Origin of the sequence: Pseudomonas sp. RG1, from assembly GCF_025910115.1 — a bacterium.
In the GTDB taxonomy this organism is placed as follows: domain Bacteria; phylum Pseudomonadota; class Gammaproteobacteria; order Pseudomonadales; family Pseudomonadaceae; genus Aquipseudomonas; species Aquipseudomonas atacamensis.
On the sequence record NZ_JAPCIK010000049.1, the window covers coordinates 1 to 22,611 of the forward strand.

Consider the following 22,611-nt stretch of genomic DNA (forward strand, 5'->3'; position numbering starts at 1 on the left):
GCACAGGCGACGCAGATCAATGCCCCGCCATCCGACCATGGCGTATACTCGCCGCCGCCCTTTCAGCCCTGTCCGCGCCGGAGATCGCCAATGGATCCAGCACTGTTCGAAGAGTGGATGATGACCGGTCTGGTCAGCATCCTGATCATTTTCATGGGTTTCATCGTCTGGGATCTGGCGAAGAAGTCCAAGGCCGGGCGGTTCGGCTCGTTCATTCTGTTTTTCGTGCTGGGCCTGGGCGTGGCCGCGTTCATCATCAAGAGTGTGGTGATCGGCCTGATCGAATCCGGCGCCTTATAAGCGCGCCGGCACTTCCCGCCACTGGCCCTGATCCAGCCCTTCAATCGTCCAGTCGCCAATCCTGACCCGCACCAGCCGCAACGTCGGCAATCCGACCGCTGCCGTCATGCGCCGCACCTGACGGTTGCGCCCTTCGCGAATCACCAATTCCAGCCACGAGGTCGGTATGGTCGCGCGAAAGCGTACCGGCGGATTGCGCGGCCATAACTGCGGCTCAGCCAGTTGCCGCGCTTCGGCGGGCAGGGTCATGCCGTCATTCAACTCGACGCCATCGCGCAGGCGCTGCAACTGCTCGGCCGTCGGCTCGCCCTCCACCTGCACCCAATAAGTCTTCGCCAGTTTGTGTTTCGGATCGGCGATGCGCGCCTGCAACTGGCCGTCGTTGGTCAGCAGCAACAAACCTTCGCTGTCACGATCCAGACGTCCGGCCGGATAAATCCCCGGCACATCGATGTAATCCTTGAGCGTCGCCCGCCCTTCACCGTCGCTGAATTGCGTCAGCACATCGAAGGGTTTGTTGAACAGGATCAGTTTCGGCTCGGCCGGTGGTGCCTTGGCAACACGGCGCGGGGCAGAAGACTGAGGCTTCACGCCGGGACGGCGGGAAGGTGGACGCGGGGGACGGGACATAAGAGACAGAACATTTAGCGATCAGGGCTGACAATGCTAGTGCCCCGACCGCCAAATGACCACGACTAACCGTTAACGGAACGGCGGCTCGTCGAAGCTGCGCAGTTTGCGCGAGTGCAGCGAGTTGAGTTCGGTACGCAGCAGATCCACCGCTTCGATGCCGATTTTCAAATGCTGGCTGACCGCACGCTCATAGAAGGCGTTGGCCGAGCCCGGCAGTTTGATTTCGCTGTGCAACGGCTTGTCCGAAACGCAGAGCAACGTGCCGTAAGGCACACGCAGGCGATAACCTTGCGCTGCAATCGTGCCGCTTTCCATGTCCACCGCAACCGCGCGGGACAGGTTGATCAGCGGCCGCTCCTGAGCCCAGCGCAGTTCCCAGTTACGGTCGTCGTAGGTCAGAACCGTGCCGGTGCGCAGGCGTTTCTTCAAGTCGTCGCCTTTCTCTCCGGTGACATTCGCCGCTGCCTGTTGAAGCGCAAGCTGCACTTCGGCCAGTGCCGGGATGGGAATATTCGGCGGCACCACACGATCAAGAATGCCGTCGCGGCGCATGTAGGCGTGAGCCAGCACGTAGTCGCCGATGGTCTGCGACTGACGCAGGCCGCCGCAGTGGCCGATCATCAGCCAGCAATGCGGGCGCAGCACGGCCAGGTGATCGGTGATGTTCTTGGCGTTGGACGGGCCGACACCGATGTTGACCAGCGTCACGCCGTGGCCATCGCTGGCGATCAGGTGATAGGCCGGCATCTGGTAACGGTGCCAGACCACACCGGCGGCAATCGCCGAGGCTTCGCCGTGGTCCATGCTCTTCTCGATGATCACGTTGCCCGGCAGGACCATGCGCACGAACCGCGGGTCGCGGCGCAACTGCTCCAGACCATGAACGATGAACTGATCGACGTAGCGGTGATAGTTGGTCAGCAGAATCCACGGCTGCACATGGCGCCAGTCGCTGCCGGTGTAATGCACCAGACGGCGCAGCGAGAAGTCCACGCGCGCCGCATCGAACAGTGCCAGCGGCAGCGGATCGGTGTTTTCCCAGTCGTAGAGGCCGTCGGCAATGCCATCGGTGGCGGCGGACAGGTCGGTACTCGGGAACACCCGCGCCAGCACCGCCGCAGTGACGCCGGAACCGGCCAGTTCATCGCCCTGCTCGACCACATACGGATACGGAATATTCTGCTGGCTGACGCCGACTTCGACGGTCACGGTGAAGTCGTGCATCAACGGCGTCAGTTGTTCGAGCAGGTATTTGCGAAACGCCGCCGGGTGAGTGACGGTGACGCTGTAAGTGCCCGGCAACTGCACCTTGGCGTAAGCGCGGGTGGTCTGCGGCACTTCGCCCTGGCAGTGGTAGGTCAGACGCAATTCGGGATAACGAAACAGGGCACGCTGTTCGGCGTCGGGCTCGACGCGGTCCTTGAGGTAACGCTTGAGGGCAGAATTCAGCGCAGTGGTGGCCCGCTCATGCAGCTCGGCCAGACGATCCACGGCTTGTTCGGCGGTTTGAACGACAATAAACGCTTCGGTCACGATCAGCTTCCTGTGTTCTGACTTGCAGAGCTTCATCTTGCCTGCATCGTGGACGCACGGGAACAGTGGCGTTGTGGCGATACTTAAATCTGCAGACCAATGATGTCCCCTGTGGGAGCGAGCCTGCTCGCGAATGCGGTGGATCATCCAATAAAGATGTCGACTGACACACCGCTTTCGCGAGCAGGCTCGCTCCCACAGGGGGAGATTTGAGGTGGGTCAGAAAAGCGGTGGAGTCGAGCGGGCGACGATCGCTTCAACGTCCAGCCCACGCGGCAACGCGCCGTAGACGCGGCCGCCACCGCTCAGACGGCTGGCAATGAAGGCATCGCTGACCACGGAATTCCCAGCCTCCAGCAACAGTTTGGCCTGCAACCCAAGCGCGATGTCTTCGGTCAACTGCCGCGCCCGATACTGAATGTCACTGGTGTCCTTGAACTGCGCCTGCAACTGCTGAATGTGCGCGGCCAGACGCTTGTCGCCATGGCCGTCGCCCAGTTCGCTGAACAGCACATCCAACACACCCGGCTCCTTCGACAACGCGCGCAGCACATCCAGACATTGCACATTCCCCGACCCTTCCCACGTCGAGTTCACCGGCGCTTCCCGGTACAGGCGCGGCAGGATGCTGTCCTCGACGTATCCAGCACCGCCCATGCATTCGGCGGCTTCGTTGATCATTCCTGGCGCGCGCTTGCAGATCCAGTATTTGCCCACTGCCGTCACCAGCCGCGCGAACTGCGCTTCGTGGCGATCATCCAGATGATCGAGCGCCTTGCCCATGCGCAGACTCAGCGCCAACGCCGCTTCGCTCTCCAGCGCAAGATCGGCCAGCACGTTTTGCATCAGCGGCTGCTCGCTGAGCAATTTGCCGCCGACCTTGCGGTGCGCGCAGTGATGGCTGGCCTGGGTCAGCGCTTGGCGCATCAGCGAGCTGGAGCCGACCATGCAATCGAAGCGGGTCATCGCCACCATTTCGATAATGGTCGGCACGCCGCGCCCTTCTTCGCCGATCATCCATGCCAGCGCCCCACGAAACTCCACTTCGCTGGAGGCGTTGGACTGGTTGCCGAGTTTGTTTTTCAGACGCTGGATGTAGAACTGATTGCGCGTGTCGTCCGGGCGATGGCGCGGCAGCAGGAAGCAACTCAAACCCTTGTCGGTTTGCGCCAATGTCAGGAAGGCGTCGCACATCGGCGCCGAGCAGAACCACTTGTGCCCGACCAGTTCATAGGCCTGACCCGGGCCGCTGGCGCCGACCGGGTAAGCCTTGGTGGTGTTGGCGCGGACATCGGTGCCGCCCTGCTTCTCGGTCATCGCCATGCCGATGGTCACGCCGGCCTTGTGCGCCTTGCCGACGTTGCGTGGATCGTATTCGGTGGCGAGGACTTTCGGCAGCCACTGTTCGGCCAGGTCCGGCTGCAAGCGCAGGGCCGGCACGCTGGCGAAAGTCATGGTCAGCGGGCAACCACTGCCGGCCTCGGCCTGGCTGTGCAGATAGGTCATCGAAGCGCGGGCGACATGCGCGCCGTCCTGCGGGTGTGCCCAAGGCAGCGAGGTCAGGCCATGTTCGATCGCGGTGCGCATCAGCTCGTGGTAAGCGGGGTGAAATTCGACCAGATCGATGCGATGACCGTAGCGATCATGGCTGGCAAATACCGGTTTGTTCTGGTTGGCGAGAAACCCCGCCTCCATCAGCGGCCCACCCGCGAGTGCGCCATAGGCATCGATGCGCGACTCGGCCCAACCGGCGCCAAAACGCCGCGACCACTCCTGCAGCGGCAGGTCGATGCGGTACAGGTTGGCGCCGTCCAGCGACGGCGGCTGATTGGTGACTTCGTGGGTTTCGGCGAACTGATGCAGGTTCATGACGGCGCTCCGTGTTCAGCAATGGCACCAGTTAAGCACTGGTGCTTTTTTGAACAAAGTGTCATAGGCGCCGTTTTTGCGGCGCTTTTACCCCATCAGCAACTGAGCACGCGGCGCTGCAAGGCAGCCTGCAGATCCTCGAATTTCACCGGTTTGTGCAGATAGTCGATAGGCGCGCCCGGGGCGCATTGTTCGCGGTCAGCGCTCAGCGCCAGCATGAACACTGGCAAATGCGCGCAGCCTGGTAATGCATGGATCTGGCAGCACAGCGATGCGCCTTCGTGGCTGGGCAACTGGCAATCGATCAGCACCGCATCGAAGCTTTCCCGTTGCAGGCAGTCCAGCGCCGCGGCGCCGTTATCAGCGCTGCGCACGCGGAAACCGAGCTTGAGCAACATGCCACGCATCACCAGTTGGTTGACGCTGTTGTCATCCACCAGCAGCACCGTGCAGTCCTGCGGCGCACGAATGCAATAGCGGGGCGGCTGATCCGCAGGCGCTTCGACCACCGGCAGTTCGAATTCGACATCGAGCTGGAAGCGGCTGCCGCGTCCGGGCTCGGAGCGATGGGTGAGTTTGCCGCCGAGCAACTCGACCAGTTGCCGGCAGATCGCCAGACCCACCCCCAGGCCGCCGTATTCGCGAGTCATCGAACCGTCGAGCTGGAAGAAACGCTGATACAGGGTCGCCTCGCCCAGATCAGTGAAACCGATACCGGTGTCGATCACCGCAAACGACAGCGCCATGCGCTCATCCGCCGACGGCCGCCCGGTGACGCGCAGCGCCAACCCGCCGACGCGGGTGAACTTGATGGCGTTGTCCAGCAGGCATTCCAGGCACTGCGCCAGTTTCGCGCTGTCGCCGAGCAAGCGATCCGGCAGGGTCGGCAGCACCTCGACCTTGAAGTCCAGCGACTTGCTCGCTGCATTGCCTTCGAACTGCACGCGCAACGCTTCGATCACGCCGCGCAGGCTGAAACTGCCCGGCGTCGCCTTGAGCTTGCCGGCCTGCAACTCAGTGAGCGTGAGGATGCCATTGACCATGCGCATCATGTCGCGGGCGGAACCGGCGGCGGTCTGTTGATATTGCTCAAGCTCGGGATCGAGGTCGACGGTCTGCATCAGCTCCAGCGAACCGATCACGCCGTTCATCGGCGTGCGCAGTTCGTGGGTCAGCGTGGCGAGGAATTCATCCTTGAGCTTGTTGCTGTGGGCCAGTTGCTGGTTGAGCACTTCAAGTTTCTGCCCGGCGTCGAACAAGGTCTGCGCCTGTTGTTCGCGCATGGCGTTGATGCGATCGGCCAGCGCCAGCGACAGCAGCGCCACCTCGATCGCCGAGCCGATCTGGCTGGCGTACATGGTCAGGAACACGTTGGGCAGCAGCCCCAGCACCATCAGCGTGTTGACGATGCCGCCGAGCAGGAACGCCGACCAGGCGATGATGAAGTAACGCGCCACGCGCAGGCCGCGCCACCAGGCAAGAATCCCGGCGGCAAAGATCACCACGGTGAAGGTCAGCGCCAGTGTGGTCGCCAGGCGCAGGGCCAGGGCGTAACTGGTCATCAGCGACAGGCTGATCACCAGCGCACTGAAGGCAATCAGGCCGATCAGCAAACGATCCAGCCAGGGGCTGTGGGTCTTGGTCTGCAGGAAACTGCGGGCGAACTGACTGCCGAACAGCCCGGCGCAACCGATGAAGAATGGCGTCGCGGCGTTGGCCCACCATGGGTTGTCCGGCCAGAAATACTCGACCGCCGCGCCATTCACCGACAATTGATAGAGGCCGAACGAGCCGATATAGAAGATGTAATAGAGGTAACTGGTGTCGCGCACGCTCAGGTAGATGAACAGGTTGTAGACCAGCATCCCCAGCAGCACGCCATAAATGATGCCGAGCACATACAGGCGCACCGGTTGGTCTTCGAGGTACGCGGTGCTCGACCACAACGTCACCGGCGCCTGGATCGAGCCTTCGCTGGCCAGTCGCAGGTACAGCGTCTGCTGTTGATCCGGTTTGAACGGCAAGTCGAACAGGTAATTGTTCTGGCGGATCTCGCGACTGGCGAAGGGCAAGGCATCGCCGGTCTGGCGCACCAGTCGGTACGCACCGGTGGCATCAGGCAAGTAAAGATCGAGGTGATCGAGTGGCGGATACGCCAGTTCCAATAGCCAGGTGCGCTGGGCGGCCGGGTTGCTCGGGCGGTAATGCAGGTCGATCTTCAGCCAGAACGCCGAACGCGAGTAACCGGCATTGAGCGTGGCTTTGTCGTGGGCTTTGAACTGGCCGGCGGCGTCTTGCGCACGGACGTCGGCAATCGTCGCCTGACCGCTCGGGTCTTCGAACACTTGCAGCGATCGGCCCAGTGGCAGGCTCTGGGTGAATTCGTCGAATTCGACGGCGCTCGCCATAAGGGGCAAGCAGAACAGCAACATCAGCAAATAGCGCATTGAAGCCCCAGCGTGGCTCGTCCGGTTGTGTCAGGAAGCCCCCCATTCCCTTTGAGTAGACGTAAAACCGGTATTACCTGTGATTGTTTGGATCCAGCCTAGCATAGCCGTTGATGGCCATTGAGCACCATGGAAATTTTTCCTACAACAGCTCTAGAACGGGCGTTCCAGGGCAAAGCACCGAGATAGAGCTGTTGGAATGGTCAGGAACGTCAAAGATCGCAGCCTCCGGCAGCTCCTGCATTTATCTTGCTCTGCCACCCACACCCCAAAATCAGCTTTGGTGGTAAGCTCGCGCACCATGAATATCTACAGCTCCCGCCCCGTTGTCCTCTGTCTCTCCGGCCACGATCCCAGTGGTGGCGCCGGCTTGCAGGCAGATATCGAAGCCCTGCTCGCGCAGGGTTGCCATGCGGCTCCGGCCGTCACCGCCCTGACCGTGCAAGACACCGTCAATGTCACTGACTTCCGCGTCCTCGACCGTGAGTGGGTACTGGCCCAGGCCAACGCCGTGCTCAACGACTCCGAAGTCGCCGCAGTGAAACTGGGCATGCTCGGTTCGCTGGAGATGGTCGACACCGTGGTCGAACTGCTCTCGGCGCACCCGCACCTGCCAGTGGTCTGCGACCCGGTGCTGCGTGCCGGCGGCGGCGGACGCCTGGGCAAGGACGAGGTCGGCTACGCGATGCGCGAACGTCTGCTGCCGCTGTCGATCATTGCCACGCCCAATCTTCCTGAAGCGCGCATCCTCGCCGAACTGCCCGAAGGCACGGCCGACGAGTGCGCGGAAAAACTCCTGCCATTCGTCAAAAACCTGCTGATTACCGGCGGCCATGGCGACGAAACTGAAATCCACAACCGCGTGTACAGCCGCGACGGCCTGCGCGAAACCTTTATCTGCCAACGCCTGCCGGGCAGCTATCACGGCTCCGGTTGCACGCTGGCCAGCGCTTTGGCCGGGCGACTCGCTCAGGGCGAACACCTGGCCAGTGCCGTGCGCAGTGCGCTGGATTACACCTGGCGCACTTTGCGCGATGCCGAACAACTGGGCAAAGGCCAGTTCGTGCCGCGTCGCCTGCCGCTGGATTTCTGCTCGTAACGTCGTGAGGTCTGCCCGATGAAACTCCGTGGCCTGTATGCCATTACCGACAGCCAGTTGCTGGCCGGCAAGTTTCTGTCTTACGTGGAGGCGGCGCTCGACGGCGGCGTCACCCTGCTGCAATACCGCGACAAGAGCAGCGACGAGGCCCGCCGTCTGCGCGAGGCCGAGGCGTTGCGCAACCTGTGCGAGCGCTACAAGACGCAGCTGATCATCAACGATGACGCCGAGCTGGCCGCACGCCTCAACGTCGGCGTGCACTTGGGCCAGACCGACGGCCCGCTGTCGCCGACCCGCGCCCTGCTCGGTTCGAAAGCCATCATCGGTTCGACCTGCCATGGGCAAATAGCTCTGGCCGAACAAGCCGCCAAAGAAGGTGCGAGTTATGTCGCCTTCGGCCGCTTCTTCAATTCCACCACCAAACCCGGTGCGCCGAGTTGCAGCCTCGACTTGCTCGACGAAGCCAAACGCACGCTGCACTTGCCGGTCTGCGCGATTGGCGGCATCACCCTCGATAACGCCGCGCCGCTGGTCGAGCACGGTGTCGATCTGCTCGCCGTGATCCACGGTTTGTTCGGCGCCGAGAGCAGCGCCGAAGTGACCCGCCGCGCCCGCGCCTTCAACGAACTTCTGAAAATCTGATTTGAGAGCCCGATCATGTCTCGTTCCGAAACCCTGTTTGCCAATGCTCAGAAACACATCCCCGGCGGCGTCAACTCGCCGGTGCGCGCGTTCAAGAGCGTCGGCGGCACCCCGCTGTTCTTCAAACACGCCGAAGGCGCTTACGTCACCGACGAAGATGACAAGCGTTATGTCGATTACGTGGGTTCGTGGGGGCCGATGATCCTCGGCCACAGCCATCCGGACGTGCTCGACGCGGTGCGCAATCAGCTGCAACACGGCCTGTCCTACGGCGCGCCGACGTCGATGGAAACCGAGATGGCCGATCTGGTCTGCTCGCTGGTGCCGTCGATGGACATGGTGCGCATGGTCAGCTCCGGCACCGAAGCGACCATGAGCGCGATCCGATTGGCCCGTGGTTACACCGGTCGCGACAGCATCATCAAATTCGAAGGCTGCTACCACGGCCACTCCGACAGCCTGCTGGTCAAGGCCGGTTCCGGCGCTCTGACCCAGGGCGTACCGAGCTCGGCCGGCGTGCCGGCAGCGTTCGCCAAACACACCCTGACCCTGCCGTTCAACGACATCGACGCGGTTGAAGCGATGCTCGCCGAAGTGGGCGAGGACGTGGCGTGCATCATCGTCGAACCGGTCGCCGGCAACATGAACTGCGTGCCGCCAGCGCCGGGCTTTCTCGAAGGCCTGCGTTCGCTGTGTGACAAGCACGGCGTGGTGTTGATTTTCGACGAAGTGATGACCGGTTTCCGCGTCGCCCTCGGCGGTGCCCAGGCGCACTACGGTGTGACGCCGGACCTGACCACATTTGGCAAGATCATCGGCGGCGGCATGCCGGTGGGCTGCTTCGGCGGCAAGCGCGAGATCATGCAGCGCATCGCCCCACTGGGCCCGGTGTATCAGGCCGGTACGTTGTCGGGTAATCCGCTGGCGATGGCTGCCGGCCTGACGACCCTGCGTCTGATCAGCCGCCCGGGCTTCCACGCCGAACTGACCGACTACACCGCGCGCATGCTCGACGGTCTGCAACAGCGTGCCGATGCTGCGGGCATCCCGTTCGTGACCACTCAGGCCGGCGGCATGTTCGGTCTGTACTTCAGCGGCGCCGACGACATCGTCACCTTCGACGACGTGATGGCCAGCGACGCAGCAATGTTCGGTCGCTTCTTCCACCTGATGCTGGAAGGTGGCGTGTACCTGGCGCCGAGCGCTTTCGAAGCCGGTTTCACCTCGATCGCCCATGGCGAAGCCGAATTGCAACTGACGCTGGACGCCGCCGAGCGTGCCTTCGCCGCATTGAAATAATCGCCGTACCGCTGACGTTGGCTATCGCCAGCGTCAGCTTTCGCCTACATCCGCTCGGTTTTTCCGACGCGTCTGCGAAAATCCTGCCTGAATCGGGCGATATATTCCCCACGCAGCAGAAAAACGAGTAAAGACTTTGTAAGGTTGGCCCTGCTTATTTCATAATGCGCGCTTATTGGATCCCTCGACGGGTCCGCGTGCCCTTCAGAGGTAAGTCGATTCCCATGAACCGCACCGGCCGCACCCTTGCATTGGGCTGCCTGTTGCTCCTTCAGCCCCTGCTCGCGCATGCACAAGCAGGCGGCAACTCGTTGTTGATCCCGGCGATGGGTCGTTGCACCCTCAATACTCAGCCGCAAGACGTCACGCAGGCATTGGCCGCCTGCCAGAAAGCGGCGGACGAAGGGGACGCGCAAGCGCAGTACGAGTTGGGTGAGTTCTACTACGACGGCAAGAACGCGCCGCGCGACCTCAATCAAGCCCTGAGCTATTTCGAAAAGGCCTCGCTGCAAGGCCACGCCCAGGCGCAATTCAAGCTCGGCAGCATGTTCTTCCACGGTGAAGGCGTGCAGGCCAACAATATCCAGGCCTACATCGTGCTGAAGATGGCAGCGGTCAACGGTGCTGAAGAGGCATTGGACACGGCTGACGAAGTCTCGGAAAAAATGTCCCGCGAAGATCTCGAAACCGCCACTCAGGTGCTCGGGCAGATTTTCCGCAAATACCTGATGGAACTGCAGAACGCCGACGGGCGCACGCCATTCTCCCCACTGCCCTAAAGGCTGTGGAGATTACCTGTGGCGAGGGGATTCATCCCCGTTGGGCTGCGAAGCAGCCCCGAACCCTGCAACCCGGTTCTGTCTGACACATATTGCTGGATGGATTGCGCCTGCTTCGCAGCCGAGCGGGGCGGTGCGACGTTTCGCTAAATCCCCTCGCCACAACATCATTCCAAATCCAAAGCTGTGCTTACTTCTCAGGCATCGGCATCGGAAACGGCATGACATTGCCGACCGCGCCCCGGGCCTCGCTGATTTTCGGCGTGCCCAGACGTTCCACTTCGTCGATGCGCACGATCGAATGCATCGGTACAAAGCTGCGCACCACGCCTTCGAATTGCGCCTTGAGCTTCTCTTCACTCGGATCGACGACCATTTGCGTACGCTCGCCAAAGACGAATTCTTCAACTTCCAGGAAACCCCACAGATCACTTTGATAGATCTGCTTGGCGTACATTTCGAACACCTGGCCCTGGTTGAGGAAAATCACCTTGTAGATTGGAGCTTCGCGTTTGGTCATGGCGGGCGGATAACATCGGGGTAAAAATGAGGGCGCGAACTATAGCATAGCCACCGGACGCACAGCGGTAGGAACCTGACGGCTTGTTCCCTATAATGCGCGGTTCTTTGAATCACGTGACGACCCGAATCCATGGCCAAGAAGCTTTACATCGAAACCCACGGTTGCCAGATGAACGAGTACGACAGCTCGCGCATGGTCGATCTGCTGGGCGAACATCAGGCCCTGGAAGTCACCGCTCGCGCGGAAGACGCCGACGTGATTCTGCTCAATACCTGCTCGATCCGCGAACGCGCGCAAGACCGCGTGTATTCGCAACTCGGCCGCTGGCGCGAACTGAAGCTGGCCAACCCCGATATGGTCATCGCCGTCGGCGGTTGCGTGGCCAGTCAGGAAGGGGCGGCGATCCGCGATCGCGCTCCGTACGTTGACGTGGTGTTCGGCCCGCAGACCCTGCACCGTCTGCCGGAAATGATCGACGCCGCGCGCAGCAGCAAGCTGCCGCAGGTCGACGTGTCGTTCCCGGAAATCGAAAAATTCGACCACCTGCCGGAGCCGCGTATCGACGGCCCGAGCGCTTATGTGTCAGTGATGGAAGGTTGCAGCAAGTACTGCACGTTCTGCGTGGTGCCGTATACCCGTGGCGAAGAGGTCAGCCGACCGTTCGACGACGTGATCGCGGAAATCATTCACCTGGCCGAACACGGCGTGCGTGAAGTGACCTTGCTCGGGCAGAACGTCAACGGCTATCGCGGCCAGACCCACGACGGTCGCCTGGCCGACCTGGCCGAGCTGATTCGCGTGGTCGCCGCTGTCGATGGCATCGACCGCATCCGCTACACCACGTCGCACCCGCTGGAGTTCTCCGACAGCCTGATTCAGGCCCACGCCGAAGTGCCGGAACTGGTCAAGCACTTGCACTTGCCAGTGCAGTCGGGCTCGGACCGAATTCTCGCGGCGATGAAGCGCAACCACACGGCGCTGGAGTACAAATCCAAGCTGCGCAAATTGCGCGCCGCCGTACCGGGGATCTGCATCAGTTCGGACTTCATCGTCGGCTTCCCGGGCGAGACCGAGAAAGACTTCGAGCAGACCATGAAGCTGATTGCCGATGTCGGCTTCGATTTCTCCTACTCGTTCGTCTACAGCCAGCGCCCGGGCACGCCCGCTGCCGATCTGGCCGACGACACCCCGGAAGAATTGAAGAAAGAACGTCTGAACGCGCTGCAACATCGTTTGAATCAGCAGGGCTTCGAAATCAGCCGACAAATGGTCGGTTCGATCCAGCGCATTCTGGTGACCGATTACTCGAAGAAAGACCCGGGCGAGCTGCAGGGCCGCACCGAGAATAACCGTATCGTCAACTTTCGCTGCGACAATCCTACTCTGATCGGCCAGTTCGCCGACGTGCACATCGACGCCGCGCAACCGCACTCACTGCGTGGTTCTTTAATTCAATAACGCCGCATTTCTCCTGTGGGAGCGAGCCTGCTCGCGAAGGCGGTCTGTCAGACACATCAATTTTGAATGTGTCGCCGCCTTCGCGAGCAGGCTCGCTCCCACAGGTAAAGCGCAGCGGCGCTGATCGGCTGAGATATTTAAGAGCTTTCGCACCCACGCCACTGGCGTTATCCTTGATTTCATCCTAATTGCCCCAGGGCGGCTAAATACGACCTTGAACGCACCCATCGAACCACATCGTTTTCTCCTCGAGCCTTTTGAGGCTCGCCGCTTCGCCAATCTGTGCGGGCAATTCGACGAGCATTTGCGCTTGATCGAACAGCGCCTGGCCATCGAGATCCGCAATCGCGGAAACCAGTTCGAGTTGATTGGCGATCCAAAACTCACCACGTCCGCGGAAAACCTGCTGCGCCGCCTGTACCGGGAAACCAAGGGTACCGAGCTGTCGCCAGACCTGGTGCACCTGTTCATTCAGGAATCAGCAGATATCGACAACCCGGCCCCTGCCGAAGCGACCGTCGCCCTGCGCACCAAGAAAGGCATGATTCGCCCACGCGGCTTGAATCAGCAGCGCTACGTGAAGGAAATCCTCGGCAACGACATCAATTTCGGCATCGGCCCGGCCGGTACCGGCAAGACCTATCTGGCCGTGGCCTGCGCGGTAGATGCGCTGGAGCGCGAGCAGATCCGCCGCATCCTGCTGGTGCGTCCGGCGGTCGAAGCGGGGGAAAAACTCGGCTTCCTGCCCGGCGACCTGTCGCAGAAGATCGACCCGTACCTGCGCCCGCTCTACGACGCGCTGTACGAAATGCTCGGTTTCGAATACGTCGCCAAGCTGATCGAGAAACAGGTGATCGAAGTCGCGCCGCTGGCCTACATGCGCGGTCGTACGCTGAACAACAGCTTCATCATTCTCGACGAGAGCCAGAACACCACCGTCGAGCAGATGAAGATGTTCCTCACGCGGATCGGCTTCGGCTCCACCGCCGTGATCACCGGCGACATCACCCAGGTCGACCTGCCGCGCGGCACCAAGTCCGGCCTGCACCATGTGATCGAAGTGCTCAAAGACGTGCCGGGCATCAGCTTCACCCATTTCCAGCCCAAAGACGTCGTGCGCCACCCGTTGGTGCAGCGGATCGTCGAGGCCTACGAGCGCTTCGAGACCCGTGCCGAAGCTGCGAAGGAAGCCTCGCGCGATGCTTGAGCTGGATCTGCAAATCGCCACCGAGGCCAGCGCGCCGAGTGAAGCCGAGTTCCGCCAGTGGTGCGAACTGGCCCTGCGCCAGCGCAGCGCTGATTCGGAAATGACCATTCGTCTGGTCGACGAGGAAGAAGGCCGCGAGCTCAATCACACCTGGCGCCACAAGGACTACGCGACCAATGTGTTGTCGTTCCCGGCGGAAGTGCCTGACGAGTTTCTCGATATTCCGCTGCTCGGCGATCTGGTGATCTGCGTGGCCGTGGTCGAACGCGAAGCCGCCGAGCAGGGCAAGGAACTAAAGGCCCACTGGGCACATCTGGTCATTCACGGCTGCTTGCATCTGCTCGGTTACGACCATATAGATGACGACGAAGCCGAAGAAATGGAAGCACTGGAACGCGAGTTGCTTGCTGAACTGGGCTATCCCGATCCGTACGCGGATGACGAAACCGAACACTCCCCCATCGTTACAACAAAGGATTCAGAGTAATCGCTATGAGCGAAGATCGATCGAGCAACGGGCAGAAGTCATGGCTGGGTAAACTGACCCAGGCTTTTGCCCACGAGCCGAAGAACCGTCAGGAGCTCCTCGAGCTGCTGCGTGATGCACATCAGAACAAACTGCTGGACAGCGAAGCGCTGGCCATCGTCGAAGGCGCCATCCAGGTGGCTGACCTGCAAGTGCGCGACATCATGGTGCCGCGCTCGCAGATGGTCAGCATCAAGGCGACCCAGACACCCCGCGAATTCCTCCCTGCCGTGGTCGACTCGGCCCACTCGCGCTATCCGGTCATCGGCGAAAGCCATGACGACGTGATGGGCGTGCTGCTGGCCAAGGATCTGCTGCCGCTGATCCTCAAGGAGAACGGCGACAGCTTCAACATCAAGGACCTGCTGCGCCCGGCCACCTTCGTGCCGGAGTCCAAGCGCCTGAACGTGTTGCTGCGTGAATTCCGCGCCAACCACAACCACATGGCCATCGTCATCGACGAATACGGCGGTGTCGCCGGCCTGGTGACCATCGAAGACGTGCTCGAGCAGATCGTCGGCGACATCGAGGACGAGCACGACGTCGAAGAAGACAGCTACATCAAGCCGCTGCCCAGCGGTGACTTCCTGATCAAGGCGTTGACGCCGATCGAGAACTTCAACGAGTTCTTTGACAGCGAATTCTCCGACGACGAGTTCGATACCGTTGGCGGTCTGGTGATGAGCGCGTTCGGCCACTTGCCAAAACGCAACGAAATCACTGAAATCGGCGCCTATCGCTTCCGTATCCTGAACGCCGACAGCCGTCGGATTCATTTGCTGCGACTGACCCCAATCGCCCGGTAAGAAATCTAAGGACTGAAATGCGCTGGACAACCCGCCCCGGCTGGCCCGGTAACCTGCTGGCCGTGGCGGCCGGTGCAATTACCACCTTCGCTCTGGCACCTTTCAACATCTGGCCGCTGGCTTTGCTCGCGGTCGGTTTGTTCTACGCCGGTTTGCGTCAGCTGAGCCCGCGTCAGGCGCTCGGCCGTGGCTGGTGCTTCGGCTTCGGTCTGTTCGGTGCCGGCACCAGTTGGATCTATTACAGCATTCATCATTTCGGTGGCGCTTCGGTGTTGCTCGCCGGGTTCCTGATGCTGCTGTTCACCGCGGCGATTGCCTGGTTCTTCGCCCTGCCCGCGTGGCTGTGGGCACGCTGGTTGCGGCGTAACGAAGCACCGCTGGCGGATGCCTTGGCGTTTGCGGCGTTGTGGGTCGGCCAGGAAGCTTTTCGCGGCTGGTTCCTCACCGGTTTCCCATGGCTTTATTCCGGTTACAGCCAGCTCGACGGCCCGCTGGCCGGGCTCGCGCCGGTGGGCGGGATGTGGCTGGTCTCGTTTGTTCTGGCACTTACAGCAGCGCTGATCTACAACGCTCCGCGTTTGTTGCAGGCGCGCCGCAAAGGTTTTATCGCGGCCGGCGTGGTACTGCTGGCGGGGCCTTGGGTGGCGGGTATCGCGCTCAAGGGCCATGCGTGGACCAGCCCGTCGGGCGCACCGCTGACCGTGGCTGCAATTCAGGGCAACGTCGCGCAAAGCATGAAATGGGACCCGGCCGAGCTCAACGCGCAACTGGCGCTGTACCGTGATCTGAGTTTCCGTTCCAAACCGGTCGATCTTCTGATCTGGCCGGAAACCGCCGTGCCGGTATTGAAGGAGTCCGCCGAGGGCTACCTGACGATGATGGGCAACTTCGCCGCCGAGCGTAAATCGGCGTTGATCACCGGTGTGCCGATTCGCCAGACCGTGCATCACGAGCGGCGCTTCTTCAACGGCATCACCGTGGTCGGCGAAGGCGACGGTACTTACCTGAAGCAGAAACTGGTGCCGTTCGGCGAGTACGTGCCGTTGCAGGACGTGTTGCGCGGCTTGATCGCGTTCTTCGACCTGCCAATGTCGGACTTCGCGCGCGGCCCGTCGGATCAAGCGCTCTTGCAAGCCAAGGGTTACCAGATCGCACCGTTTATCTGCTACGAAGTGGTCTATCCGGAATTCGCCGCTGGCCTGTCGGCACGCAGTGATCTGTTGCTGACGATCAGCAACGACACCTGGTTCGGCACGTCCATCGGCCCGCTGCAGCATTTGCAGATGGCGCAGATGCGCGCGCTGGAAGCCGGACGCTGGATGATCCGCGCGACCAACAACGGCGTTACCGGCCTGATCAATCCGTTCGGGCAGATCACCGAACAGATTCCGCAGTTCGAACAAGGCGTGTTGTATGGCGAAGTGGTGCCGATGCACGACCTGACGCCATATCTGCAATGGCGTTCGTGGCCGCTGATCGTGTTGTGCCTGCTGCTGTTTGGCTGGGCGCTGATGGCCAGCCGCATGTCGAAGACCCTCTGAGAAATGTGGCGAGGGGATTTATCCCCTCTGGAGTGCGCAGCAGTCCCCTCTTCTGAAGGTAAGAGAGGGGCCGCTACGCGCGCCATCGGGGATAAATCCCCTCGCCACAATGATCTTCAGCGGTAAAACAACGAATACCCCACCTGCCCCACCGCTTCATTGAGCAACTGCCCGCTCTGCCAGATCGACTTGAACTCCGGCAGCCAGCCGCCAAATGGCCGTGCGTTATCGGTACCGAGGAAACCCACCGGTGCCGGCACCACCTCAAAACCCGCCTGCTCAAAGCTCCACACCGCACGCGGCATGTGCCACGCCTGCGTCACCACGACAACCCGCTTGAGCCCCTGGGGCAAGAGAATATCTGCCGTCATCTTCGCGTTCTCCCATGTGGTGCGGCTCTCGCCTTCCTGCCAGCGCACGCTCACGTCGAAGTCATCACGCAACGAATCCGCCATCAACTTCGCCTCGGTCGGGGGCGTGCCGTAATGCAGGCCGCCGCTGGTCAGAATCGGCAGGCCCGAGGCCTTGGCCAGGCGTGCGGCGTAACGCTGACGCTCAAGGCCGACGCCGGTCGGCTGGTCTTCGCCCCAGGCCAGATCACCGCGCTCACGCCCCGAGCCCAGCACCACAATCGCATCGGCGCGTTGCGCCAGCGTCGCCCATTCCTGCCGCGCCAGCGGCGGCTCTCGTTCCAGCGCCTTGGCGCTCCACTGCACGACCACCGGCAGGCTCATCAGCCACAGGCCGCCAAAGCCGAGGGCAAAACACACACCCGCCAGACGCGGCCGCGAGCGGCGCAGCCACCAGGCGGCCAGCAACAGCAGCAAAAGAATGCCGGGCGGCAGTAAAAGTTGTTTGATGAAATAGCGAAGGGGCATCGGGCATCTCCAAAGATGCCCGAAGCCTAAGAGTGTTGATTACGCGTTACAACCAGTAGGCCGGATCCGGTTGCAAAAGATCCGTTTCATGACCTGCCATGCGCTTACTTGGCCTGCACAGAACGCACCTTGCCGGTGTCTCTGCGCGGCGCCTTGTCCTTGAGCCAGATGACCTTGGCCGAATGTGCTGCATCGAGCTGCTTCACTGCTTGAGACAGGCATCCCTGCGTTTCACGTTCACTACGATCCAGATAGGCCTTGACCAGTTTGAACTCGGCGGGACTCAAGCCACGCAATTCCAGTTCCAGGGGGCGCTCGTCGCGCAGCCGGTCAGCGGTTTTCACGGCGTCCAGCGCCATGCCCAGACGATCGATCAACCTTTCATACAACTCGGGTTTCGTTACGTTCTTTTTCCGTTGCTCCACCATCCCTCACCTCATTGAAGATAAGACTCACTCCCCAATTAGAGCTTAGCTTCGCTGCACGAACCGGCTACACGCCGCGACCAACGGCCCTCGTCGCCCAAAAGGTCGGGCAAACAGCTGTAATCAGGGTTTCCCTCGGCCAAGCGCGGTCATGTATGCTACGGCGCTTCCTGTCATTCCACTTCCAGCGCACCCGGGCCATCCCGGATGCCGCCGTCGAAGAGGATTAGGCCACCCCTATCCAGTACAAAAGTAGCCATGCACGAACAATATCAGCCACGTGAGATCGAAGCCGCCGCCCAGTCGTTCTGGGATGAGCAAAAGTCCTTTGAAGTCAGTGAACAGCCAGGCAAGGAAACCTACTACTGCCTGTCGATGTTCCCTTACCCCAGCGGCAAGCTGCACATGGGCCACGTGCGCAACTACACCATTGGCGACGTGATTTCGCGCTACCAGCGCATGCAGGGCAAGAATGTTCTGCAGCCCATGGGTTGGGATGCGTTCGGCATGCCGGCGGAAAACGCCGCAATGAAAAACAACGTAGCGCCCGCCAAGTGGACCTACGAGAACATCGCCTACATGAAGTCGCAGTTGCGCAGCCTCGGCCTCGCGGTGGACTGGTCCCGTGAAGTGACCACCTGCAAGCCGGACTACTACCGCTGGGAACAATGGCTGTTCACCCGCCTGTTCGAAAAAGGCGTGATCTACCGTAAAAACGGCACCGTGAACTGGGACCCGGTCGACCAGACCGTACTGGCCAACGAGCAAGTCATCGACGGCCGTGGGTGGCGCTCCGGCGCGCTGATCGAAAAGCGCGAAATCCCGATGTACTACTTCAAGATCACCGCTTACGCCGACGAGCTGCTGGAAAGCCTCGACGAACTGACTGGTTGGCCGGAACAGGTCAAGACCATGCAGCGCAACTGGATCGGCAAGTCCCGTGGCATGGAAGTGCAGTTCCCGTACAACGTCGATTCGATCGGCGAAGCCGGCACCCTGAAAGTCTTCACCACCCGTCCGGACACCCTGATGGGCGCGACCTACGTCGCCGTCGCTGCCGAGCACCCGCTGGCCACCCTGGCCGCGCAGAACAATCCCGAGCTGCAAGCGTTCATCGCTGAATGCAAGGGCGGCAGCGTCGCTGAAGCCGATGTCGCCACCCAGGAAAAGAAAGGCCTGCCGACCGGCCTGTTCGTCGAGCACCCGCTGACCGGCGAAAAGCTGCCGGTGTGGGTCGCCAACTACGTGCTGATGCACTACGGCGACGGCGCAGTCATGGCGGTGCCGGCGCACGACGAGCGCGATTTCGAATTCGCTCACAAGTACAACCTGCCGGTGAAATCGGTGGTGCGCACCAGCTCCGGTGATACCAACCCGGCGCCATGGCAGGACGCCTATGGCGAGCACGGCACGCTGATCAACTCCGGTGAGTTCGACGGCCTCGACTTCGCCGGCGCGTTCGACGCCATGGAAGTGGCGCTGATAAAGAAAGAGCTGGGCGCCTCGCGCACCCAGTTCCGCCTGCGCGACTGGGGCATCAGCCGCCAGCGCTACTGGGGCTGCCCGATCCCGATCATCCATTGCGCCACGTGCGGCGACGTGCCGGTGCCGGAAGATCAACTGCCTGTCGTTCTGCCGGAAGACGTGGTGCCGGACGGCGCCGGTTCGCCGCTGGCGCGCATGCCCGAGTTCTACGAATGCAGCTGCCCGAAATGCGGCGCGCCGGCCAAGCGTGAAACCGACACCATGGACACCTTCGTCGAGTCGTCGTGGTACTACGCCCGTTACGCCTCGCCGCACTTTGAAGGTGGCCTGGTGGAAAAATCCGCAGCCGATCACTGGCTGCCGGTGGATCAGTACATCGGTGGTATCGAACACGCCATTCTGCACCTGCTCTACGCGCGCTTCTTCCACAAGTTGATGCGCGACGAAGGTCTGGTCAGCTCCAACGAGCCGTTCAAGAACCTGCTGACCCAGGGCATGGTGATCGCCGAGACCTACTATCGTCGCGAAGCCAACGGTGCCTACACCTGGTTCAACCCGGCAGACGTGGAACTTGAGCGTGACAGCAAAGCCAAGGTCATCAGCGCCAAGCTGAAGTCCGACGGCCTGCCGGTGGAAATCGGCGGTACCGAGAAGATGGCCAAGTCGAAGAACAACGGCGTCGACCCGCAGTCTATGATCGACCAGTTCGGCGCCGACACCTGCCGCCTGTTCATGATGTTCGCCTCGCCGCCTGACATGAGCGCGGAATGGTCCGATTCCGGCGTTGAAGGTTCGCACCGTTTCCTCAAGCGCGTCTGGCGTCTGGCGCAAGCCCACGTGACCCAGGGCTTGCCGGGCAAGCTGGATATCGCCGCGCTGAACGACGAACAGAAAACCGTGCGTCGTGCGATTCACCTGGCGATCAAGCAGGCCAGCCATGACGTCGGCCAGAACCAAAAATTCAACACCGCCATCGCTCAGGTGATGACGCTGATGAACGTGCTGGAAAAAGCCGCCCAAGGCACCGAACAGGACCGCGCGCTGCTGCACGAAGGTCTGGAAGCGGTGACCCTGCTGCTGGCACCGATCACCCCGCACATCAGCCACGAACTGTGGAAGCAGTTGGGTCACGCCGATGCGGTGATCGATGCAGGCTGGCCGGCCGTGGACGAAAGTGCCTTGGTGCAGGACAACCTGACCCTGGTCATTCAGGTCAACGGCAAGCTGCGCGGGCAGCTCGAAATGCCGGCCAGCGCCACCCGCGAAGAGATCGAAGCCGCTGCACGCATCAACGAAAACGTGCTGCGTTTCGTCGACGGCCTGACCATTCGCAAAGTGATCGTGGTGCCGGGCAAACTGGTCAACATCGTCGCCAGCTAAATTGGATCGGCTGCCAGGCTCGCCTGGCAGCCAGTAAAACCTTTCGGGCCGCAGAGTCGGCTCACCTGGTTTCAAGGGGAGCAACACAATGATCAAACGCAATCTGCTGGTGATGGGCCTCGCCGTTCTGCTGAGCGCCTGCGGTTTCCAGTTGCGTGGTACCGGCACCAACGAACTGTCGATCAAGGAAATCGACCTGAGCGCGCGTAACGCTTATGGCGAAACCGTAAGACAGCTGCGTCAGACGCTGGAGTCCAGCGGCGTCAAGGTCTACACAGGCGCGCCGTACAAGCTGTATCTGGCTGACGAACAGGAAAGCCAGCGCATTCTCAGCTATGCCGGTGCCGGGCGCACAGGCGAGTATCAGGTCAACACTGTGCTGAGCTATGACATCCGCGGCGACAAAGACCTGTCCCTACTTAGCGACAAGCTCGAAGTGCAGAAGGTGTTCATTCACGACGGCAACAACCTCGTCGGCTCCGATCAGGAAGCCAACGACGCCCGTCATGAAATCCGTCGCGAGCTGGTGCAACGCATGATGCTGCGCCTGTCGCAGCTGACCCCGGGCCAGTTGCAGCAACTGCAGCAAACCGCCAACGACCGCGCCAAGGCTGAAGCCGATGCGCTGGAAGCGGCGCAGAAGGCTGAGGCGGAAACTCCGCGTCAGTCGCCGCTCGAAATCCCGCAGCAGTAAGACGGTCGGGGCGCTCAGGCGCCCCGCTCGCCCTTCTTTATGAAGCTCGCACCCGCGCAACTCGGCAAACAACTGCAAGGCGCACTCGCGCCGGTCTACATCATCAGCGGCGATGATCCGCTGCTGTGTCAGGAAGCCGCTGACGCCATCCGCACCGCTGCCCGTCAGCAAGGTTTCGACGAACGCCAAGTGTTCGCCGCCGACGCCAATTTCGATTGGGGTACGTTGTTGCAGGCCGGCGCAAGCATGTCGCTGTTCGCCGAAAAACGCCTGCTGGAACTGCGCCTGCCGTCCGGTAAACCTGGCGACAAAGGCGCCGCTGCGCTGATCGAATACTGCTCGCGCCCCGCTGAAGACACTGTCCTGCTGATCAGCTTGCCGAAGCTCGATGGCAGCGCGCAGAAAACCAAGTGGGGCAAGGCGCTGGTCGAAGGCCAACAGACCCAGTTCGTGCAGATCTGGCCGGTGGATGCCAATCAGCTGCCGAGCTGGATTCGTCAGCGCCTGTCCCAGGCAGGCCTGTCGGCCAGCCAGGACGCGGTCGAATTGATTGCCGCGCGTGTCGAAGGCAACCTGCTCGCCGCCGCCCAGGAAATCGAAAAGCTCAAACTGATGGCCGAAGGTGGGCAGATCACCGTTGAAACCGTGCAGGCCGCCGTGGCCGACAGTGCCCGGTTTGACGTGTTCGGCCTGACCGACGCGGTGCTCAACGGCGAACCGGCCCACGCCTTGCGCATGCTTGAGGGTTTGCGCGGTGAAGGCGTCGAGCCGCCAGTGATCCTCTGGGCACTGGCGCGGGAGTTGCGCCTGCTGGCCAACATTTCCCTGCAATACAGCCAGGGCACGCCACTGGACAAGTGTTTCAGCCAGTCGAAACCGCCAGTCTGGGACAAGCGCAAGCCGCTGATGAGCAAGGCTTTGCAACGCTACTCGGCGCAACGCTGGGCGCAATTGCTGCTCGAAGCGCAGCGTATCGATGCGCAGATCAAGGGCCAGGCGGCGGGTTCGCCGTGGATGAGCTTGAGTCGTCTGGCGTTATTGATGGCTGGCCAGCGCCTGACACTTCCTGCCGAATAACCTGTTTCCC

20 protein-coding genes are annotated in these 22,611 nt (G+C 61.6%); 13 read left to right on the top strand and 7 right to left on the bottom strand.

The genetic code is table 11. The features are described 5' to 3' along the window. The first annotated feature begins 90 nt into the window (after positions 1-90). Complete coding sequence (locus OK411_RS24455) at positions 91-300, top strand: DUF2788 domain-containing protein (RefSeq protein WP_016773053.1); 210 nt, start codon at positions 91-93, stop codon at positions 298-300. On the opposite strand, the gene OK411_RS24460 is transcribed toward OK411_RS24455, so the two are convergent. From OK411_RS24460 to OK411_RS24475, 4 genes are all read right to left on the bottom strand, one after another. Then, positions 295-930 carry a pseudouridine synthase gene (locus OK411_RS24460; protein ID WP_071173683.1) on the bottom strand — a complete coding sequence of 212 codons (636 nt, stop codon included), beginning with the start codon at positions 928-930 and terminating at the stop codon, positions 295-297. The genes OK411_RS24455 and OK411_RS24460 overlap by 6 nt on opposite strands. A 72-nt stretch (positions 931-1,002) precedes the next feature. Further along, complete coding sequence (amn, locus tag OK411_RS24465; protein WP_016773051.1) at positions 1,003-2,502, bottom strand: AMP nucleosidase; 1,500 nt, start codon at positions 2,500-2,502, stop codon at positions 1,003-1,005. A 183-nt stretch (positions 2,503-2,685) separates the two neighbouring features. After that, on the bottom strand, positions 2,686-4,335 hold the full coding sequence (locus OK411_RS24470) for an acyl-CoA dehydrogenase family protein (RefSeq protein WP_264365811.1): 1,650 nt from the start codon (positions 4,333-4,335) through the stop codon (positions 2,686-2,688). Between the two features lie 95 nt (positions 4,336-4,430). Further along, positions 4,431-6,782 carry a hybrid sensor histidine kinase/response regulator gene (locus OK411_RS24475; protein ID WP_217878872.1) on the bottom strand — a complete coding sequence of 784 codons (2,352 nt, stop codon included), beginning with the start codon at positions 6,780-6,782 and terminating at the stop codon, positions 4,431-4,433. Positions 6,783-7,083: 301 nt separating this feature from the next. Here OK411_RS24475 and OK411_RS24480 point away from each other — a divergent pair, with 301 nt between their 5' ends. The 4 genes from OK411_RS24480 to OK411_RS24495 all read left to right on the top strand — a co-directional run bounded on the left by OK411_RS24480 (position 7,084) and on the right by OK411_RS24495 (position 10,601). After that, positions 7,084-7,881, top strand: coding sequence for a hydroxymethylpyrimidine/phosphomethylpyrimidine kinase (locus tag OK411_RS24480; RefSeq protein ID WP_007909650.1), 798 nt, complete (start codon positions 7,084-7,086; stop codon positions 7,879-7,881). An 18-nt stretch (positions 7,882-7,899) separates the two neighbouring features. Then, positions 7,900-8,523 carry a thiamine phosphate synthase gene (thiE, locus tag OK411_RS24485; protein ID WP_024014437.1) on the top strand — a complete coding sequence of 208 codons (624 nt, stop codon included), beginning with the start codon at positions 7,900-7,902 and terminating at the stop codon, positions 8,521-8,523. A gap of 15 nt (positions 8,524-8,538) precedes the next feature. Next, positions 8,539-9,822 (top strand): glutamate-1-semialdehyde 2,1-aminomutase, encoded by a 1,284-nt coding sequence (gene hemL / locus OK411_RS24490; RefSeq protein ID WP_016773047.1) that lies wholly within the window; start codon positions 8,539-8,541, stop codon positions 9,820-9,822. Positions 9,823-10,046: 224 nt separating this feature from the next. Continuing rightward, positions 10,047-10,601, top strand: coding sequence for a tetratricopeptide repeat protein (locus OK411_RS24495; protein WP_016773046.1), 555 nt, complete (start codon positions 10,047-10,049; stop codon positions 10,599-10,601). A gap of 190 nt (positions 10,602-10,791) precedes the next feature. Here the strand turns inward: OK411_RS24495 and OK411_RS24500 are convergent, their stop codons facing one another. Beyond that, on the bottom strand, positions 10,792-11,121 hold the full coding sequence (locus tag OK411_RS24500) for a DUF1820 family protein (protein WP_016773045.1): 330 nt from the start codon (positions 11,119-11,121) through the stop codon (positions 10,792-10,794). Between the two features lie 132 nt (positions 11,122-11,253). Here OK411_RS24500 and miaB point away from each other — a divergent pair, with 132 nt between their 5' ends. The 5 genes from miaB to lnt all read left to right on the top strand — a co-directional run bounded on the left by miaB (position 11,254) and on the right by lnt (position 16,662). Next, positions 11,254-12,582 carry a tRNA (N6-isopentenyl adenosine(37)-C2)-methylthiotransferase MiaB gene (gene miaB, locus OK411_RS24505; RefSeq protein ID WP_016773044.1) on the top strand — a complete coding sequence of 443 codons (1,329 nt, stop codon included), beginning with the start codon at positions 11,254-11,256 and terminating at the stop codon, positions 12,580-12,582. A 214-nt stretch (positions 12,583-12,796) separates the two neighbouring features. After that, positions 12,797-13,789 (top strand): PhoH family protein, encoded by a 993-nt coding sequence (locus OK411_RS24510; protein ID WP_016773043.1) that lies wholly within the window; start codon positions 12,797-12,799, stop codon positions 13,787-13,789. After that, entirely contained in the window at positions 13,782-14,276 is a 495-nt protein-coding gene (ybeY, locus tag OK411_RS24515; protein ID WP_016773042.1) for an rRNA maturation RNase YbeY, read from the top strand. The genes OK411_RS24510 and ybeY overlap by 8 nt, the downstream gene beginning before the upstream one ends. Before the next feature lie 5 nt (positions 14,277-14,281). Further along, positions 14,282-15,121, top strand: a complete 840-nt coding sequence (locus tag OK411_RS24520; RefSeq protein WP_016773041.1) for an HlyC/CorC family transporter — start codon at positions 14,282-14,284, stop codon at positions 15,119-15,121. 17 nt (positions 15,122-15,138) lie between these two features. Further along, complete coding sequence (gene lnt, locus OK411_RS24525) at positions 15,139-16,662, top strand: apolipoprotein N-acyltransferase (protein WP_136494075.1); 1,524 nt, start codon at positions 15,139-15,141, stop codon at positions 16,660-16,662. Between the two features lie 116 nt (positions 16,663-16,778). Here lnt and OK411_RS24530 read toward each other — a convergent pair whose 3' ends face one another. Together OK411_RS24530 and OK411_RS24535 are read right to left on the bottom strand one after the other, a co-directional pair. Continuing rightward, entirely contained in the window at positions 16,779-17,540 is a 762-nt protein-coding gene (locus OK411_RS24530) for a YdcF family protein (RefSeq protein ID WP_136494076.1), read from the bottom strand. Positions 17,541-17,644: 104 nt separating this feature from the next. After that, positions 17,645-17,968 (bottom strand): hypothetical protein, encoded by a 324-nt coding sequence (locus OK411_RS24535; RefSeq protein WP_024014441.1) that lies wholly within the window; start codon positions 17,966-17,968, stop codon positions 17,645-17,647. Between the two features lie 255 nt (positions 17,969-18,223). Between OK411_RS24535 and leuS the strand changes: the two genes are divergently transcribed. From leuS to holA, 3 genes are all read left to right on the top strand, one after another. After that, on the top strand, positions 18,224-20,830 hold the full coding sequence (leuS, locus tag OK411_RS24540; RefSeq protein ID WP_264365812.1) for a leucine--tRNA ligase: 2,607 nt from the start codon (positions 18,224-18,226) through the stop codon (positions 20,828-20,830). An 88-nt stretch (positions 20,831-20,918) separates the two neighbouring features. After that, positions 20,919-21,524: an LPS assembly lipoprotein LptE gene (gene lptE, locus OK411_RS24545; RefSeq protein ID WP_016773037.1), complete on the top strand. Its 606-nt coding sequence runs from the start codon at positions 20,919-20,921 to the stop codon at positions 21,522-21,524. Between the two features lie 39 nt (positions 21,525-21,563). After that, positions 21,564-22,601 (top strand): DNA polymerase III subunit delta, encoded by a 1,038-nt coding sequence (holA, locus tag OK411_RS24550; protein ID WP_264365813.1) that lies wholly within the window; start codon positions 21,564-21,566, stop codon positions 22,599-22,601. Positions 22,602-22,611: the final 10 nt, after the last annotated feature.

Bases quoted from the DNA above. Each gene is read 5' to 3' on its own strand.
- OK411_RS24520 (WP_016773041.1), top strand. From the start codon at position 14,282: ATGAGCGAAGATCGATCGAGCAACGGGCAGAAGTCATGGCTGGGTAAA.
- OK411_RS24495 (WP_016773046.1), top strand. From the start codon at position 10,047: ATGAACCGCACCGGCCGCACCCTTGCATTGGGCTGCCTGTTGCTCCTT.
- lptE (WP_016773037.1), top strand. From the start codon at position 20,919: ATGATCAAACGCAATCTGCTGGTGATGGGCCTCGCCGTTCTGCTGAGC.
- ybeY (WP_016773042.1), top strand. From the start codon at position 13,782: ATGCTTGAGCTGGATCTGCAAATCGCCACCGAGGCCAGCGCGCCGAGT.
- lnt (WP_136494075.1), top strand. From the start codon at position 15,139: ATGCGCTGGACAACCCGCCCCGGCTGGCCCGGTAACCTGCTGGCCGTG.
- holA (WP_264365813.1), top strand. From the start codon at position 21,564: ATGAAGCTCGCACCCGCGCAACTCGGCAAACAACTGCAAGGCGCACTC.
- OK411_RS24530 (WP_136494076.1), bottom strand. From the start codon at position 17,540: ATGCCCCTTCGCTATTTCATCAAACAACTTTTACTGCCGCCCGGCATT.
- leuS (WP_264365812.1), top strand. From the start codon at position 18,224: ATGCACGAACAATATCAGCCACGTGAGATCGAAGCCGCCGCCCAGTCG.
- thiE (WP_024014437.1), top strand. From the start codon at position 7,900: ATGAAACTCCGTGGCCTGTATGCCATTACCGACAGCCAGTTGCTGGCC.
- OK411_RS24460 (WP_071173683.1), bottom strand. From the start codon at position 930: ATGTCCCGTCCCCCGCGTCCACCTTCCCGCCGTCCCGGCGTGAAGCCT.
- amn (WP_016773051.1), bottom strand. From the start codon at position 2,502: ATGAAGCTCTGCAAGTCAGAACACAGGAAGCTGATCGTGACCGAAGCG.
- OK411_RS24475 (WP_217878872.1), bottom strand. From the start codon at position 6,782: ATGCGCTATTTGCTGATGTTGCTGTTCTGCTTGCCCCTTATGGCGAGC.
- OK411_RS24455 (WP_016773053.1), top strand. From the start codon at position 91: ATGGATCCAGCACTGTTCGAAGAGTGGATGATGACCGGTCTGGTCAGC.
- OK411_RS24480 (WP_007909650.1), top strand. From the start codon at position 7,084: ATGAATATCTACAGCTCCCGCCCCGTTGTCCTCTGTCTCTCCGGCCAC.
- OK411_RS24500 (WP_016773045.1), bottom strand. From the start codon at position 11,121: ATGACCAAACGCGAAGCTCCAATCTACAAGGTGATTTTCCTCAACCAG.
- miaB (WP_016773044.1), top strand. From the start codon at position 11,254: ATGGCCAAGAAGCTTTACATCGAAACCCACGGTTGCCAGATGAACGAG.
- hemL (WP_016773047.1), top strand. From the start codon at position 8,539: ATGTCTCGTTCCGAAACCCTGTTTGCCAATGCTCAGAAACACATCCCC.
- OK411_RS24470 (WP_264365811.1), bottom strand. From the start codon at position 4,335: ATGAACCTGCATCAGTTCGCCGAAACCCACGAAGTCACCAATCAGCCG.
- OK411_RS24535 (WP_024014441.1), bottom strand. From the start codon at position 17,968: ATGGTGGAGCAACGGAAAAAGAACGTAACGAAACCCGAGTTGTATGAA.